This window comes from Rhodospira trueperi (assembly GCF_900101965.1).
GTDB classification, from domain to species: Bacteria; Pseudomonadota; Alphaproteobacteria; order Rhodospirillales; family Rhodospirillaceae; genus Rhodospira; species Rhodospira trueperi.
This window is the reverse complement of record NZ_FNAP01000003.1, coordinates 121,091-135,005: the sequence shown is the minus strand read 5'-3', so window position 1 is coordinate 135,005 and position 13,915 is coordinate 121,091. Positions and strand designations below refer to the sequence as shown.

General features: G+C 67.2%; 15 protein-coding genes. 3 read left to right on the top strand and 12 right to left on the bottom strand.

All coding sequences use genetic code 11. The annotated features are described in order from the left end of the window. Positions 1-4: 4 nt before the first annotated feature. The 9 genes from BLS85_RS05765 to BLS85_RS05725 form a co-directional block, all read right to left on the bottom strand. Entirely contained in the window at positions 5-1,639 is a 1,635-nt protein-coding gene (locus tag BLS85_RS05765) for a monovalent cation/H+ antiporter subunit D family protein (protein WP_092783592.1), read from the bottom strand. Positions 1,640-1,646: 7 nt separating this feature from the next. Beyond that, positions 1,647-2,018, bottom strand: coding sequence for a cation:proton antiporter subunit C (locus BLS85_RS05760; protein WP_092783589.1), 372 nt, complete (start codon positions 2,016-2,018; stop codon positions 1,647-1,649). Continuing rightward, positions 2,011-2,475, bottom strand: a complete 465-nt coding sequence (locus tag BLS85_RS05755) for a Na(+)/H(+) antiporter subunit B (RefSeq protein ID WP_092783586.1) — start codon at positions 2,473-2,475, stop codon at positions 2,011-2,013. Before BLS85_RS05755 ends, BLS85_RS05760 begins: the two co-directional genes overlap by 8 nt. Further along, positions 2,472-3,059 (bottom strand): DUF4040 domain-containing protein, encoded by a 588-nt coding sequence (locus tag BLS85_RS05750; protein WP_092783583.1) that lies wholly within the window; start codon positions 3,057-3,059, stop codon positions 2,472-2,474. The genes BLS85_RS05755 and BLS85_RS05750 overlap by 4 nt, the downstream gene beginning before the upstream one ends. A gap of 5 nt (positions 3,060-3,064) precedes the next feature. Then, entirely contained in the window at positions 3,065-3,463 is a 399-nt protein-coding gene (gene mnhG / locus BLS85_RS05745) for a monovalent cation/H(+) antiporter subunit G (protein WP_092783580.1), read from the bottom strand. Continuing rightward, entirely contained in the window at positions 3,460-3,762 is a 303-nt protein-coding gene (locus tag BLS85_RS05740) for an MrpF/PhaF family protein (RefSeq protein WP_092783577.1), read from the bottom strand. Before BLS85_RS05740 ends, mnhG begins: the two co-directional genes overlap by 4 nt. Then, a complete protein-coding gene (locus BLS85_RS05735) occupies positions 3,762-4,289 on the bottom strand; it encodes a Na+/H+ antiporter subunit E (RefSeq protein WP_092783573.1) in 528 nt (175 codons plus the stop codon). Before BLS85_RS05735 ends, BLS85_RS05740 begins: the two co-directional genes overlap by 1 nt. A 132-nt stretch (positions 4,290-4,421) precedes the next feature. Continuing rightward, complete coding sequence (locus BLS85_RS05730) at positions 4,422-4,661, bottom strand: hypothetical protein (protein ID WP_092783570.1); 240 nt, start codon at positions 4,659-4,661, stop codon at positions 4,422-4,424. Positions 4,662-4,836: 175 nt separating this feature from the next. After that, positions 4,837-6,639, bottom strand: a complete 1,803-nt coding sequence (locus tag BLS85_RS05725) for an O-acetylhomoserine aminocarboxypropyltransferase (protein ID WP_092783568.1) — start codon at positions 6,637-6,639, stop codon at positions 4,837-4,839. A gap of 321 nt (positions 6,640-6,960) precedes the next feature. On the opposite strand from BLS85_RS05725, the gene lexA reads away from it, so the two are divergent. Continuing rightward, the gene (lexA, locus tag BLS85_RS05720; RefSeq protein ID WP_092783565.1) at positions 6,961-7,689 is read left to right on the top strand and encodes a transcriptional repressor LexA; all 729 of its coding nucleotides are present in this window, start codon (positions 6,961-6,963) and stop codon (positions 7,687-7,689) included. Between the two features lie 430 nt (positions 7,690-8,119). On the opposite strand, the gene BLS85_RS05715 is transcribed toward lexA, so the two are convergent. Beyond that, positions 8,120-10,126, bottom strand: a complete 2,007-nt coding sequence (locus tag BLS85_RS05715; protein WP_092783562.1) for a HAMP domain-containing methyl-accepting chemotaxis protein — start codon at positions 10,124-10,126, stop codon at positions 8,120-8,122. Positions 10,127-10,504: 378 nt separating this feature from the next. On the opposite strand from BLS85_RS05715, the gene BLS85_RS05710 reads away from it, so the two are divergent. Both BLS85_RS05710 and BLS85_RS18630 read left to right on the top strand, forming a co-directional pair. Continuing rightward, positions 10,505-11,566: a TRAP transporter substrate-binding protein gene (locus BLS85_RS05710; RefSeq protein WP_092783559.1), complete on the top strand. Its 1,062-nt coding sequence runs from the start codon at positions 10,505-10,507 to the stop codon at positions 11,564-11,566. A 44-nt stretch (positions 11,567-11,610) separates the two neighbouring features. Further along, positions 11,611-11,832, top strand: a complete 222-nt coding sequence (locus BLS85_RS18630) for a hypothetical protein (RefSeq protein ID WP_143027098.1) — start codon at positions 11,611-11,613, stop codon at positions 11,830-11,832. A gap of 69 nt (positions 11,833-11,901) precedes the next feature. Here the strand turns inward: BLS85_RS18630 and bcp are convergent, their stop codons facing one another. Both bcp and BLS85_RS05700 read right to left on the bottom strand, forming a co-directional pair. Next, positions 11,902-12,369, bottom strand: a complete 468-nt coding sequence (gene bcp / locus BLS85_RS05705; RefSeq protein ID WP_092783556.1) for a thioredoxin-dependent thiol peroxidase — start codon at positions 12,367-12,369, stop codon at positions 11,902-11,904. Positions 12,370-12,461: 92 nt separating this feature from the next. Continuing rightward, positions 12,462-13,757, bottom strand: coding sequence for a citrate synthase (locus BLS85_RS05700; RefSeq protein ID WP_092783554.1), 1,296 nt, complete (start codon positions 13,755-13,757; stop codon positions 12,462-12,464). Positions 13,758-13,915 lie beyond the last annotated feature (158 nt).

Here is a 13,915-nt window from a genome sequence, read left to right as displayed (position 1 = left end):
AAAATCACAGGTCCACCCCCGGCGCATGGGCGCCCTGTTCGGCTTCGGGGACATGGCCGCCGCCGTGCCCCGGTCCATGGTCGGCCCCGTAGCCGTGGCCATCATCGAACAAGGGATGTTCCCAGGTCGGTCCCTCGCCGGGCACGTAATTCAGGATGAAGTCCGCCGCCGCCTCGGTCAGGCCGACGCTGTAGGTCGTCTCCAGCCCGAAATAGATGTTGGCGAGGGCGAGGATCCACAGCGGCGCCAGCATGACCAGGGGCGCCTCGCGCACCTTGGGCGCGTCGGCCGGCGCGGCGCGGAAATAGGCCACCTCCAGCACCCGCCAGATGTAGATCACCGCCAGCAGCGAGGACACCAGAACGGCTGTCACCATGACCCAGTTCTGGGCCTCCATGGCGCCCTTCACCAGATACAGCTTGCTGATGAAACCCGACGTGCCGGGCACGCCGATCAGGCTGAGCGCGGCGATCACGAACGCCGCCATGGTGACCGGCATGCGATAGCCCAGGCCGTCCAGGCGGCGGATGTCGCACGCGCCGATGCGCAGGATGACCGCGCCCAGCGCCATGAACACCGCGCCCTTGATCATGGCGTGGTTGATCATGTGCACCAGCCCGCCCGTCATGCCGGTGATCGAGGCCATGCTGATGCCCAGGATCATGTAGCCCACCTGGGCGATGGACGAGTAGGCGAACAGCCGCTTCAGATTGTACTGGAAAATGGCCACCGCCGAGCCCGACAGCATGGCGAGGATGGCCAGGATGCTCACCACCTGGGTTTCCGACATCGCCGCCGGCAGGGTCTGAAAGGCGTCGATGGGCCCCAGCACGGTGAAGAAGATGCGCACCAGGACGTAGATCGCCACCTTGGTCGCCGTCGCCGCCAGGAAGGCGGTGACCACCGACGGCGCGTGGGTGTAGGCCCCGGGCAGCCACTTGTGCAGCGGGAACAGCGCCAGCTTCAGCGCCAGCCCCACGGCCAGGAACGCGATGGCCACCGAGATGGTCCGGGTCTCCCCCACCTCGGGGATGCGTCGGGCGAGATCCTCCATGTTCAGCGTGCCGGTCATCATGTACAGCAGACCGATGCCGATGACGTAGAACGTGGCGCCCAGCGAGCCCAGGATGAGATAGCGATAGGCCGCCGTCAGCGCCCTGGGATCGCGGCCCATGGCCACCAGGGCATAGGTGGACAGCGACGAAATCTCCAGGAAGACGAACAGGTTGAAGACGTCGCCGGTGGCCACCATCCCCAGCAGACCCGTCAGGCACAGCAGGAACAGGACATAGAACACCGGGATCTGGCCGCGCGGGATCTCCGCCTCGACGCTGGGACCGGCGTAGATCAGCACCAGCGTGGCGATGCCCGTCACCAGACACAGCATGAACGAATCCAGCGGATCGATGACGTACTCGATCCCCCACGGCGCGGCCCAGCCGCCCATCTCGTAGTTGAAGGCGCCGTTCGCGGCGACGGCGCCGACCAGGGCGACGGCGATGGCAAAGGCGGCGCCGCTGACCGCCAGCGCGAACAGCCACGCCAGCTTCGGCGGCCGCAGGAACAGACACAGGGGCGCGGCGATCAGCGGCAGCACGACCTGAAGCGCGGGCAAATTCTGGCTCAGCAGGGAGGGCATCGGCGGCTCAGGCCTCCCCGTCCATGCGGTGTTCAAGCGCCAGCACCTCGTCCTCCTCCAGCGTGCCGAAGGACTCGCGGATGCGCACCGCCAGCGCCAGCCCAAGCGCCGTGGTGGCGACACCGACGACGATGGCGGTGAGGATCAGCACGCTCGGCAGCGGGTTGGAGTACAGCGTCGTCCCCGCGCCGACGATGGGGGCGGTGCCGCCCTCCACCGCGCCCATGGTGATGTACATCAGGAACACGGAGGTCTGGAAAATGTTGAGGCCAATCACTTTCTTGGCCAGATTGCCGCGCGCGATGACGGTGTAGAACCCCGCCATCATCAGCACGATGACGATCCAGTAGTTGTACAGGCCGAGAACGGTCTCAAGCATGGCCGTCCTCCTCGGCGTCGGGGTCGGCCGCCGCCTCGCGCTGGGCGTGGCGCTCGACGAAGGTCAGGAAGATGGTGACCATCACCGCCCACACCGTCAGGCCGACGCCCAGTTCCACCAGAAGGATGCCCAGGTGCTGGCCGTGATGGGGATCGTGCGCCAGCATGTTGTAGTCGAGGTATGTGCCGCCCAGCAGCATGGTGGCCACCCCGACGCCGGCGTACAGCAGCACGCCGAGCGCGCACATCGGTGTCGTCACCCACTCCGGCGCCACCCGGCGGGCGCGCGCGGGGCCGAAGATCAGCGTGAACAGAATGAAGGCGACGGCGAAGATCACCCCGGCCTGAAACCCGCCGCCGGGGCCGTAGTCGCCATGGAACTGCACATACAGCGCGAACAGCATGATCGGCGGCATCAGCAGCTTGGTCGAGGTGCGCAGGACGGAATGGGTCCTCATGGCCGCGTCTCCCCCGTGTCGGATCCGGGAGACGCCGGGTCGCGCCGCTTCCGCCGTCGGCTTCTCAGTCCGCCCAACAGCACCATGACGCCCATGCCGGCGGTGAAGATCACCGTGGTCTCGCCCAAGGTGTCATAGCCGCGATAGCTGGCCAGCACGCTGGTGACCATGTTGGGCGGGCCGACCTCGCGCGGGCTGTCGACGATGTAGCGCGGGGCCACATGCTGGTGGATCGGCGCGTCCGGATCGCCGAAGTGGGGCATGTCCAGGGTGCCGTAGATCAGAGCCGCGCCCGTGACCGTGACCACCGCCAGCGGCAGCAGGGCGTGACGGCGGGGCCGGGGGCTCTCCTCGCGCGCGGTCAGGGCCAGGGTGCCCAGCATCAGCACGGTGGAGATGCCGGCGCCCACGGCGGCCTCGGTGAAGGCCACGTCCACGGCGTCCATCACCACGAACAGGGCCGCCGACAGCAGGCTGAAGATGCCGGACAGCATGACCACCGCGAACAGATTGCGGAGGTGGATCATGGCCAGGGCGACAACCACCATGAACGCCAGAAGGACGATGTCGATGACCTGTTCCATGGCCGCTATCGCCTCCCGCCGTCGCGTGCGTCGCGGATGAAGGCGTCGTCCTCCGCCGGGTCGTCCGGGTTCAGCGAGCCCTCGGTTGGGCGGCCGTCGCGGGTCCACGGCTTCAGGCCGTCCAGCAGCGCGGCCTGCACCAGGGCATGGGTGGCCACCGGACTGGTGAACAGCAGGAACACCAGGATCAGCACCAGCTTGATGCCCACCAGATCGGCCCCCAGCCCGGCCTGGAGCAGCAGGCCGAGCAGGATCAACCCGGCGCCCAGGGTGTCGCCCAGGCTGGCCGCGTGGATGCGGGTGAAGACATCGGGAAAGCGCAGCAGGCCGACCCCGGACAGCAGGCAGAAGACGCCGCCGGTGACCATCAACGCCCAACTCAGGATGTCGAGAACGAGGCTCATCGGCGGCCCTCCGCGCGGGGGGCGGCGGGCCGCGGCTCTTGTGGCCCCGCCAGACTGCTGTACTTCACGAACTTCAGCACGGCGATGGTGCCGGCGAAGTTGATGAGGCCGTACAGAAGGGCGATGTCCTCGAACTCCGGACGGTCTGTCAGGAAGCCCACCAGCACCAGCACCAGCACGGTCATGGTGCCGAAGGCGTTGACCGCCGCGATGCGGTCATAGACCGTTGGGCCGCGCACGGCCCGCGCCAGGGCCAGCGCCATGGTGACGAGAACGAACACGCTGGCCGTGGCTTCCATCAGGCGCCCCCCGTGGTCGGGTCGGTGGTTCGGTCGGCTTGGGCGGGGCGGTCCAGCGAGCCCTCCACCCAGTCGGCGCGGCGGTCCATCTCGCCGCCGAACAGGTCATGGATGCTGCCCGGCTCCAGCGCGTGGACCAGAATGTGCCCGCCGTCCACCTGCACCGAGATCGTGCCCGGCGTCAGGGTGATGGAGTTGGCCAGGATCACCTTGCCCAAATCGGTGCTCTGGCTGACCGGCACCCAGGTCATGCGCGGCGCGATCCGATCCGGATTGAGCACGCACCGTGCCACCGCCAGATTGGACAGCACGATCTGCCACAGCAGCCACGGCCAGTAGGCCAGCGCCCGCAGGACCACGGCGACGGGGACGCCCTCGTGGTCCAGGCCCTCCATGCGCCAGGCGACGAACACCGTCAGCGCCGCCGACGTCACCCCCAGGCCCAGCAACAACGGGTCGTCCCAGTGGCCGGACAACAGCAGCCACAGGACATACAGGCCGACAAACAGGCTGAGGGCGTGCTTCACCGGGGCACTCCGGGGCGGGGAAAGGGCGACATCGATCCGGGCTTCGGCTTACCCGAGCCCGCCGGGCGGTGCAACCCCGAGCCCAGCGGGCGACCAAAACCATCGAGTCCGGCGGGAGGCGGCGACCCGCGCCTACTCGCCCTGACGGCTGATGGCGTCCGTGCCAGCGTCCTTGGCGCCCATGGCGTTCAGCGCCCGGACCACCTTGGCGCAGCGCACCCAGGTCGTCTTGCCGCCATTGAGGACTGTCGTGACGGCCTTTTCCGACAGCCCGGTGAAGCGGGCGAGGCCCTTGGCGTCGGCGTTGGCGGCGGCCGCCAGATCCTTGCCGCTGGCGAGGACGAACTGTCCGCGTTCCTTGATGTTGGCCATGACTCGTCGGTTCCTGATGAGGGGCGCCGCATGCCCGCGCGCCCGGGTTGGCGAGGAAGGGCGGGACCATAGCCCGCTTCCCGCCGGGACGGAAGCCCTGTCGGCCGACGCCGGCCGGCCTCATGAAGGCCGGACACCACGGGACCGGACAACCAAAAAACGAGACCCGCTGACGTCACGCCGCCGCCAAGGCCTGCTCCAGGTCGGCGATCAGGTCGGCGGCGTCCTCCAGCCCGATGGACAGCCGCACCACGTCGTCGCCGGCCCCGGCCGCCGCCCGCTGTTCATCCGTAAGCTGGCGGTGGGTGGTGGACGCCGGGTGCAGGATCAGGCTGCGGGTGTCGCCGATGTTGGCGAGGTGGCTGAAGACGTTGACCCCCTCCACCACCTTCACCCCGGCCTCGAATCCGCCCTTCAGACCGCAGGTGAACACAGCCCCCGGCCCGCCCGGCAGGTACTTTTCCGCCAGCGCCCTGTAGGGCGAGTCCGGCAGGCCGGCGTGTGACACCCAGGCCACCTTGGGGTGACCGGCCAGATACTCGGCCACGGTCTTGGCATTCGCCACATGCTGGCGCATGCGCAAGGGGAGGGTCTCGATCCCCATCAGGGTCAGAAACGCGTTCTGCGGGCTCAGCGTCGGGCCGAAATCGCGCAGGGCCACCGCCCGGGCTTTGGTCGTGAAGGCGAAATCCCCGAAGGTCTCGTAAAAGGTCAGGCCGTGATAGGCCGGCTCCGGCTTGGCCAGGGAGGGAAACTTGCCGCTCTTCGCCCAGTCGAAGCGGCCCGATTCGACGATGGCCCCGCCCAGGGCGTTGCCGTGGCCGGACAGGAACTTGGTGGTCGAGTGGGTGACGATGTCGGCGCCCCACTCGATGGGACGGCACAGGGCGGGCGTGGCCATGGTGTTGTCGACAATCAGCGGAATGCCGGCCTCGCGCGCGATCTCGGCGACCCGCTCCACGTCCACGACGATGCCGCCGGGATTGGCCAGCACCTCCAGGAAGATGGCCTTGCAGTTTTCGGTCAGGGCGCGGCGGAAGTTCTCCGGGTCGGTCGGATCGACGAAGTGGCAGGTCCAGCCCAGTTTCTTGAACGACAGCCCGAACTGGGTGATCGACCCGCCGTACAGGTTGCGGGCGGCGAGGAACTCGTCGCCGGGCTCCAGCAGGGTGAAGAAGGTCAGGAACTGGGCCGCGTGGCCGGAGGCGGCGCAGCAGGCGGCGCGCCCGCCCTCCAGGTTGGCGATGCGCTCCTCCAGCACGCAGACGGTGGGGTTCGACAGCCGCGCGTAGACATGGCCGAAGTTGTGCAGATTGAAGCGGCTGGCGGCCTGGTCGACGTCGTCGAACACATAGGACGTGGTCTGATAGATGGGGGTGGCGCGGGCGCCGGTGGTCGGGTCCGGGGCCGCCCCGGCGTGGATGGCGCGGGTGGAAAAGCCGTAGTCGGTCTTGCCGGCCGCGCCGGCGCCGTGGCCGGGGGCGCGCTTGGCCCGCGAACTGATGACGCCGGAGTTCACCCCGTACCAGCCCAGTTCGCCACCCAGACGGCCGTATTCGATCTTCGGGCAGCGGTCCATGATGGCGGTCAGGCCGGCGGCTTCGGCGCGCTTGGCGGCCGCGTCGTTGCGCACGCCGAGCTGCATCCACACGACCTTGACGCCCTTGTCGGCGGCCACGGTGATGGCCTCGTCCACCACCCCGCCGGCGGCCTCCGAGCCCCGGAAGATGTCCACCATGTCGAACGGCTCGGGCACGTCGGCAAGGCTGGCGTAGACCGTCTCGCCCAGGATGGTGTTGCCGGCCTGGGTCGGGTTGACCGGGATCACCCGATAGCCCTTCTCGATCAGGTACTTCATGACGAAGTAGCTGGGCCGGTTGTAGTTGGCCGAGGTGCCGACCATGGCGATGGTCTTCACGTCGGCCAGGATCTGGCGGATCAGGGCGTCGGGATAGGTCAGCGCGGTCTGGTGCGTCATGGCGAGGCGGAATCCTGTGCGCGAGCGGAACGAGCGTCCACTCAAGCGCGGGACTGGGTGTGGGTCAATGGGGTGGCGCCTTGTGGATGGGCGGCCGAGTTTCCGGCATACAAGCTGCGGATGACCCCGTCCTGAGCCGCTCGCCCCATCCTGTGTTCACCATGACCGCGCCGGCCTCTTGACCTCCCGCTGGAACCAAAGTAGAACGAAAGAAGGTCGTACCGCCTTTGTTCACCCTTGACGGTGGGCGCGGGCCAATGCGGACGGCCGCCGGGCGACGCGAAGGGCAGGGACAGGAAAGGCAGGGAAGGGCAGCACCCCATGTTGACACGCAAGCAGCACGAGCTTCTCGTCTTTCTGGACCAGCGCCTTGGCGAGTCCGGGGTCGCGCCCAGCTTCGAGGAGATGAAGGACGCGCTCGGCCTGCGCTCCAAGTCCGGCATCCACCGCCTGATTTCGGCGCTGGAGGAACGCGGCTTCATCCGCCGGTTGCCGCACCGGGCGCGCGCCCTGGAGATCCTGCGCCGGCCCGGCGAGGCCGTCCCGGCCGAGAGTGCGGCCGGTGCCCGGCCCCCGGCGGCGCCCACCGGTGGCTTCGATGCCAAGGTCATTCGCGGCGATTTCGGCGGTCACGCCCTTGCCGGGGCCGCCGTTCCCGACGCCCTTGAGGCCGTGCAACTGCCGCTTCTGGGCAAGATCGCCGCCGGCACGCCCATCGCCGCCCTGTCCGACACCTCCAACCTGATCGACGTCCCGGCCGGCCTGCTCGGCCGGGGGGATCACTACGCCCTGACGGTGGAGGGCGATTCGATGATCGGGGCCGGTATCCTGGACGGCGACACGGTGCTGATTCGCGGCTGTGACACCGCCGAATCCGGAACCATCGTCGTGGCCCTGGTGGACGGTGAGGAGGCCACGCTGAAACGCCTGCGCCGCAAGGGGCAATCCATCGCGCTGGAGCCCGCCAACCCGGCCTATCGCACCCAGGTCCTGCCGGCCGACCGGGTCAAGGTCCAGGGCCGGCTGGTGGGGCTGCTGCGGCAGTACTAGAGCAAATCCCGGGCGATCCGGACCAGATCGCGACCACGATTTGCATCACGATCAAGTCAACCCGCTTATTCACTTGGCTCCGGCAACCCCAACATGTGTGCCAGAGCGGGATTGCATCGCACCATATCGGAGTCTGCCGGAGCCAAGTGAATAAGCCTTCAATTCAATAGGGCGCGTTGCGTGAGTCAGACCCCACGCAACGCGCTCGAGCGGGGTGCGGAAAAACACCTGGGCCCTCTTCAGCACCGCACGCGGGTCAGGACCGTCGCACGTCTCTCGTCGAGATCCCTCGCGTCCTCCGGACGCGTCGGGATGACGCGTATCGCCAAGGAATAGGGCGTCATCCCGAACGCCCCAAAGGGCCGGAGGGATCTGGGGAGCCAAGACAACGACGGTTCGGCGAACGGGTCACGGCATCGGCCGGACGGTCTCAGTCGGTGGCGCGGACATCCCCAAGGAAGCGTTCGACGAGTCCCTTCAGGTGCGTGGACTGCTCGTTCAGCGACTGGGTGGCCTGGAGCACGGTCTCGGCCGCCGAGCCCGCCTCGCGGGCCGCGTCGGTCACGCCGACGATGGTCTCGGAGACCTCGGTGGTGCCCTGGCTGGCCTGCTGGACGTTGCGCGCGATCTCCTGCGTCGCCGCGTTCTGCTCCTCAACCGCCGAGGCGATGGTGGAGGTCACCTCGTTGATGCGGTTGATGATGTCGGCGATGGATTCGATGGCCGACACGGCGGTTCGGGTCTCGGTCTGCACGGCACCGATCTGACGGCCGATATCCTCGGTGGCCTTGGCGGTCTGGCTGGCGAGGCTCTTGACCTCGTTGGCCACGACCGCGAAACCCTTGCCGGCGTCGCCGGCCCGGGCGGCCTCGATGGTGGCGTTCAGCGCCAGCAGGTTGGTCTGGTCGGCGATGTCGGTGATCAGGTCGACCACCTCGCCGATCTTCTGCGCCGAATCGGCCAGCCCGGAAACGACGTCGTTGGTCCGCCGGGCTTCCGCCGCCGCCTGACTGGCGATGTCCGTCGACTGTTGCACCTGACGCCCGATTTCGCTGATCGACGAGGACAGCTCCTCGGCCGCGGACGCCACCGTCTGGACGTTGGTCGAAGCCTCCTCGGAGGCGGCCGCGACCGTGGTCGCCTGGGAGTTGGTCTCCTCGGCGATGGAGGCCATGGTCTGCGCCGTGGTCTGCAGTTGTGTCGCCGCCGAGGAGACGGTCTCCAGCACGGCGCCGACCTTGCTGTCGAACTCGGTGTTGATCTGTTCGATCCGCTGCGCCCGCGCGTCCCGCCTGCGCGCCTGCTCCGCGGTCTCGGCGGCGAGATCGTCGGCCTTCTGCATGCCGTCCTTGAAGGTCTGCACCGCCTTGGCCATGTCGCCGATCTCGTCTTTGTGGTCCTGGGCCGGAATCGTCGCCCCGTAGTCCTTGTTGGCGAGCCGCCCCATGGCCGCGGTCATCGCCTGGATCGGCCCGCTGATGCCGGCGCCGATCATCCACGCGGCGGCGACGCCTATGACGAGCGCGCTCACGGTCAGGATCAGGCTGATGACGATGGTCTGGCCGATGGACTGCTCGGAGCGGTCACCCAGGACGGCCTGTTCGCTGCGCACCTCGGCCTTGAAGTCGTCGATGCGCCCGGCGATGGTCGGGCCAATCGTATTCAGCGTGTTGACGATGATGTCGTTGCGTTCGGTGAGGCGGTCGCGCAGGGTCCCGAGCTCTTCGCGGTAGGTCAGGCCCAGGTCCCTGGTTTCGGCCGCCAGGGAGACCCGCTCCGGGTCGGACAGCATGCCCGCCAGCTGGTCCAGCCGCTTGGCGTAAGCATCGAGGTGTCCCACTGCGTCCTGGTAGGCCGCGTCTTTGCCGTTCTGAAGAAACGCATAGGCCGAGAGGCGGGCCAGCAGGAAGCGGCGCAGGCTGAGGCCGCAGATGTAGGCGGCCGCGGCGTCGTTGTCTTCGTTCGCGGTGCGCATGATCGTGTCCAGCGCTTCCTCCGCCGCGCGACCCACGGTCTGCAGCGTCGAGACCACCTCGTCGCGCTGGGCCTGCAACGCGGTAACCCGGCCGAACGCGCTCGTGTACTCATCCAAGCGATCGGAGATCTGTTCCAGCAGTTCCAGGGCTTCCTGATCCCGCGTCAGGCGGCGCGTGGTCGCGATGGCGTCCTGCGTCTCGGCGGCCCGTTCGTTGACCCGCGCAACGGATTGGGTGCTGCCGTCGATGACGAAGTCCTTCACGCCCAGGCGCATCATCAGCATGTTCGCCTGAACCTGCCCGATTTCGTTGCCGGACTGGGTCAGGTCCCGATAGTCCTCGAAATCCGTGTCGACACCCGACACCGAAAGGACCGTGCTGACGCCGAGGATGGTCAGGAGGACGAGGATGACACCGAATCCCCCGTACAGCTTGGTGCCAATGCGGATTGACTTGAGCATTTGCGGCCTCGTTGTTTCTGTCCGGCAGAGCGTCGCCGGGTGTGTGGTCCCGCGAGAAGGAGAGGTGACACCACTGACTAGGAGCGTTAGCGTACAAATAACCTAAAAAGGCGAGATGCCTTTGGCAGGACCTATGGTCGCTGGAGGACCATTTCAATCTCGATACTATGGAAAAGTGGGCCGACGGCCCCTCTCCGGAGGGTTCCGGCGGGCGCACGGCACTCCTCCGGAAGAAGCGGCGCCCGTAAAAGGCGCGTGCGCATGAATGAGCCCGTATCCCGATGATGTTGAAGAGCTGCCCCGATCGGCTACGATGCGGTGCCATGCAACCGGCGCCGGGGCTTCAACCTGGGCGCACCCATCCGGAGGGACCGTCCGATGACGATATCCTGGAGGGCCACCGTCGCGGCGGCCGCCCTGATCACCGCCACGGCGATGGCGCCCGGCCTTCTGAAGGCGCAGGAGGTCACCCTGACCGTGCATCACTTCCTCAGCGCCAAGGCCACCAACCAGGCCGCGTTCCTGGAGCCCTGGGCCGAGCGGATTGAGGCCGAGTCCGGCGGGCGCATCGCCTTCGAGTTCTTCCCCTCCATGACCATGGGCGGTGCCCCGCCGGAGCTGTACCAACAGGCGCGCGACGGCGTGGCCGACATCATCTGGACCGTGCTGGGCTATACGCCGGGCGCGTTTCCCCATGCCGAGGTGTTCGACCTGCCCAGCGTCCACGGCGGCAGTGCGGTGGTCACCAATCTGGCCATTCAGGACCTGATGGATGATTTCCTGGCCCAGGATTTCGAGGACGTGCATCCGCTTCTGGTCCATGTCCACTCCGGGCAGGCACTGCACACCGTCGACACGCCCGTGCGGACGCTGGAGGACGCGGCCGGCCTGAAGCTGCGGGTGCCGTCCCGCACCGGCACCTGGATGATCGAGGCCATGAACGCCGAACCGGTTGGCATGCCGGTGCCCGACGTGCCCCAGGCGCTGTCACGCGGGGTGCTGGACGGGGCCTTCATTCCCTTCGAGGTGGCGCTGCCGTTGCGGGTCATCGACATCGCCCGTCACCACACCGAACTGGCGGGCGGACACCGCTTCGGCACCACCACCTTCCTGCTGGCGATGAACAAGGACCGCTACGAGGCCCTCCCCGACGACCTGCGGGCGATCCTGGACGCCCACACCGGGCCTGATCTGGCGCGCGAGGCCGGTGCGATCTGGGACGCGGTCGAACCGCGCGTCATGGAGATGGCGGCTGCCAACGGCAACGAATTGATCACGGTGTCCGAGGCGGAGACGGCGCGCTTTCTGGCGACGTTCGAGGCGGTCGAGGACCTCTGGGTGACCGACGCCACGGAACGTGGCATCGACGCTCGGGCCCTGCTGGAGGCCGCCAAGGCCGCCGTCGCCCGCCACGAAGCGGCGGAGACGAGGGCGGATTAGAGCAAATCCCGAGCGATCCGGACCGGATCGCGACGACGATTTGCTTGGAAAAAGAATGGCCGGAGCAAATCCCGAGCGATCCGGACCGGATCGCGACGACGATTTGCTTGGAAAAAGAATGGCCGGAGCAAATCCCGAGCGATCCGGACCGGATCGCGACGACGATTTGCTTGGAAAAAGAATGGCCGGAGCAAATCCCGAGCGATCCGGACCGGATCGCGACGACGATTTGCTTCAATTGCAAAGGGCTAGGGCACGTTAGGTGATTCTAGATTAACGCAACGCGGTGTGGCGGCGACGATAGGCCATGATCGAGGACGAGGCGGGCCCGCGCCTCAGTCCAGGCCCCGCACGGCCTCCAGCACCGCCTCGGCATGGCCGGCGACCTTCACCTTGGGCCAGACCCTGCGCACCACGCCGGCGCCGTCGATGAGGACGGTGGTGCGCTCGATGCCCATGTAGGTCTTGCCGTACATGCTCTTTTCCGTCCACACGCCGTAGCGTTCGCAGACGTCGCCGTCGGCGTCGGAGGCGAGGGTGAAGGGCAGGTCATGCTTGGTCTTGAACTTATCGTGCTTGGTCACCGGGTCCTTGGAGACGCCGACGATGACCGCGCCGGCCGCCTCGAAGTCGGCCAGTGCCTCCTTGAACGCGATGGCCTCCTTGGTGCAGCCGGAGGTGTCGTCCTTGGGGTAGAAGTACAGCACGACCGTCTTGCCCTTAAGATCGGCCAGCGACACGTGGCCGCCACCGTCGGTGGGCATGGAGAAGTCGGGCGCGGGCTGGTCGGTCTCGACGGACATGGGCGTCTCCATTCCAAACAAGAAGGGCGGGCCGCCAAAGGCTGCCCGCCCCATCATGTAGGGATCCCGTGGCGATAGACCAGGGACTCGGCCTACCGATCATCCAGGGGCACGAACTGCCGCTGGGTGGGGCCGGTGTAGAGCTGCCGCGGCCGGCCGATCTTCTGCGCCGGATCCACGAACATCTCGTTCCACTGCGCCACCCAGCCGGTGGTGCGGGCGACGGCGAACATGCCGGTGAACATCGAGGTCGGAATGCCCATGGCGCGGAAGACGATGCCCGAATAGAAATCGACGTTCGGGTACAGCTGGCGTTCGACGAAGTACTCGTCTTCCAATGCGATCCGCTCCAGTTCCATGGCCACATCCAGAAGCGGATCCTTGATGTCCAGTTCTTCCAGAACCTCGTGACAGGTCTGGGCCATGATCTTGGCGCGCGGGTCGTAGTTCTTGTAGACGCGGTGGCCGAACCCCATCAGGCGGAACGGATCATCCTTGTCCTTCGCCCGCTTGACGCACTCGTTCACGCGATCCGGCGTGCCGATCTCCTCCAGCATGTTCAGCACGGCCTCGTTGGCGCCGCCATGGGCGGGTCCCCACAGCGAGGCGATGCCGGCGGCGATGCAGGCGAACGGGTTGGCACCGGACGATCCGGTCAGGCGCACGGTCGAGGTCGAGGCGTTCTGCTCGTGGTCGGCGTGCAGGATCAGGATCCGGTCCAGGGCCCGGGCCAGCACCGGATTGACCACATAGTCCTCGCACGGCACCGCGAACATCATCTGCAACAGGTCGGCAGCATAGCGCAGGTTGTTGCGCGGATACATCAGCGGCTGACCCATCGAGTACTTGTAGGCCCACGCGGCGATGGTCGGGACCTTGGCGATCAGCCGGTGCGAGGCGATCATGCGGTGATGGGGGTCGGACAGGTCCGTTTGATCATGGTAGAACCCGGCGAGGCCGCCGACGACACCGCACATCACGGCCATGGGGTGGGAATCGCGCCGGAACCCCTCCAGGAACTTGTGAATCTGTTCGTTCACCATGGTGTGCATGGTGATGGCCTGTTCAAAGGTGTCGAACTCCGCCTTGTTGGGCAGGTCGCCGTTCAGCAGCAGATAGGCCACCTCAAGGAATCGGCAGTTGGGGGCCAGATCCTGGATGGGATAGCCCCGGTGCAACAGGATGCCCTGGTCGCCGTCGATATAGGTGATGGCGGACTCGCAGCTTCCGGTCGAGGTGTATCCGGGATCGTAGGTGAACATGCCGGTCTCGGCGTAGAATTTGCGGATGTCCACCACGCTCGGCCCCACGGTTCCGTCCAGGATGGGCAGGTCGTAGGTCGCGCCGGTGCGGTTGTCGGTGATGGTGACGGTATTGTTTTTCGTCATGTCGGCTGGTCCTTCCGAATCGATGGGGCCCGCCACGGCGTCAAGCAACGTGATGCCGCCACTCGCCAACACGCCCCAAGGGCCGAACCGACGGCGAAACGCGGTTTCGTGCCCGTCGTCATGTTGCCCGCCCGTGGGCCGAATTCAAGCGTCGGCGG

Excerpts from the sequence above, each read along its gene's own strand:
- bcp (WP_092783556.1), bottom strand. The coding sequence starts at position 12,369 with ATGTCCGTCGAGACCGACCAGCCCGCGCCCGACTTCTCCATGCCCACC.
- BLS85_RS05725 (WP_092783568.1), bottom strand. The coding sequence starts at position 6,639 with ATGACGCACCAGACCGCGCTGACCTATCCCGACGCCCTGATCCGCCAG.
- lexA (WP_092783565.1), top strand. The coding sequence starts at position 6,961 with ATGTTGACACGCAAGCAGCACGAGCTTCTCGTCTTTCTGGACCAGCGC.
- BLS85_RS05715 (WP_092783562.1), bottom strand. The coding sequence starts at position 10,126 with ATGCTCAAGTCAATCCGCATTGGCACCAAGCTGTACGGGGGATTCGGT.
- BLS85_RS05710 (WP_092783559.1), top strand. The coding sequence starts at position 10,505 with ATGACGATATCCTGGAGGGCCACCGTCGCGGCGGCCGCCCTGATCACC.
- BLS85_RS05760 (WP_092783589.1), bottom strand. The coding sequence starts at position 2,018 with ATGCTTGAGACCGTTCTCGGCCTGTACAACTACTGGATCGTCATCGTG.
- BLS85_RS05700 (WP_092783554.1), bottom strand. The coding sequence starts at position 13,757 with ATGACGAAAAACAATACCGTCACCATCACCGACAACCGCACCGGCGCG.
- BLS85_RS05765 (WP_092783592.1), bottom strand. The coding sequence starts at position 1,639 with ATGCCCTCCCTGCTGAGCCAGAATTTGCCCGCGCTTCAGGTCGTGCTG.
- BLS85_RS05755 (WP_092783586.1), bottom strand. The coding sequence starts at position 2,475 with ATGAGGACCCATTCCGTCCTGCGCACCTCGACCAAGCTGCTGATGCCG.
- BLS85_RS05730 (WP_092783570.1), bottom strand. The coding sequence starts at position 4,661 with ATGGCCAACATCAAGGAACGCGGACAGTTCGTCCTCGCCAGCGGCAAG.
- BLS85_RS05750 (WP_092783583.1), bottom strand. The coding sequence starts at position 3,059 with ATGGAACAGGTCATCGACATCGTCCTTCTGGCGTTCATGGTGGTTGTC.
- BLS85_RS05740 (WP_092783577.1), bottom strand. The coding sequence starts at position 3,762 with ATGGAAGCCACGGCCAGCGTGTTCGTTCTCGTCACCATGGCGCTGGCC.
- mnhG (WP_092783580.1), bottom strand. The coding sequence starts at position 3,463 with ATGAGCCTCGTTCTCGACATCCTGAGTTGGGCGTTGATGGTCACCGGC.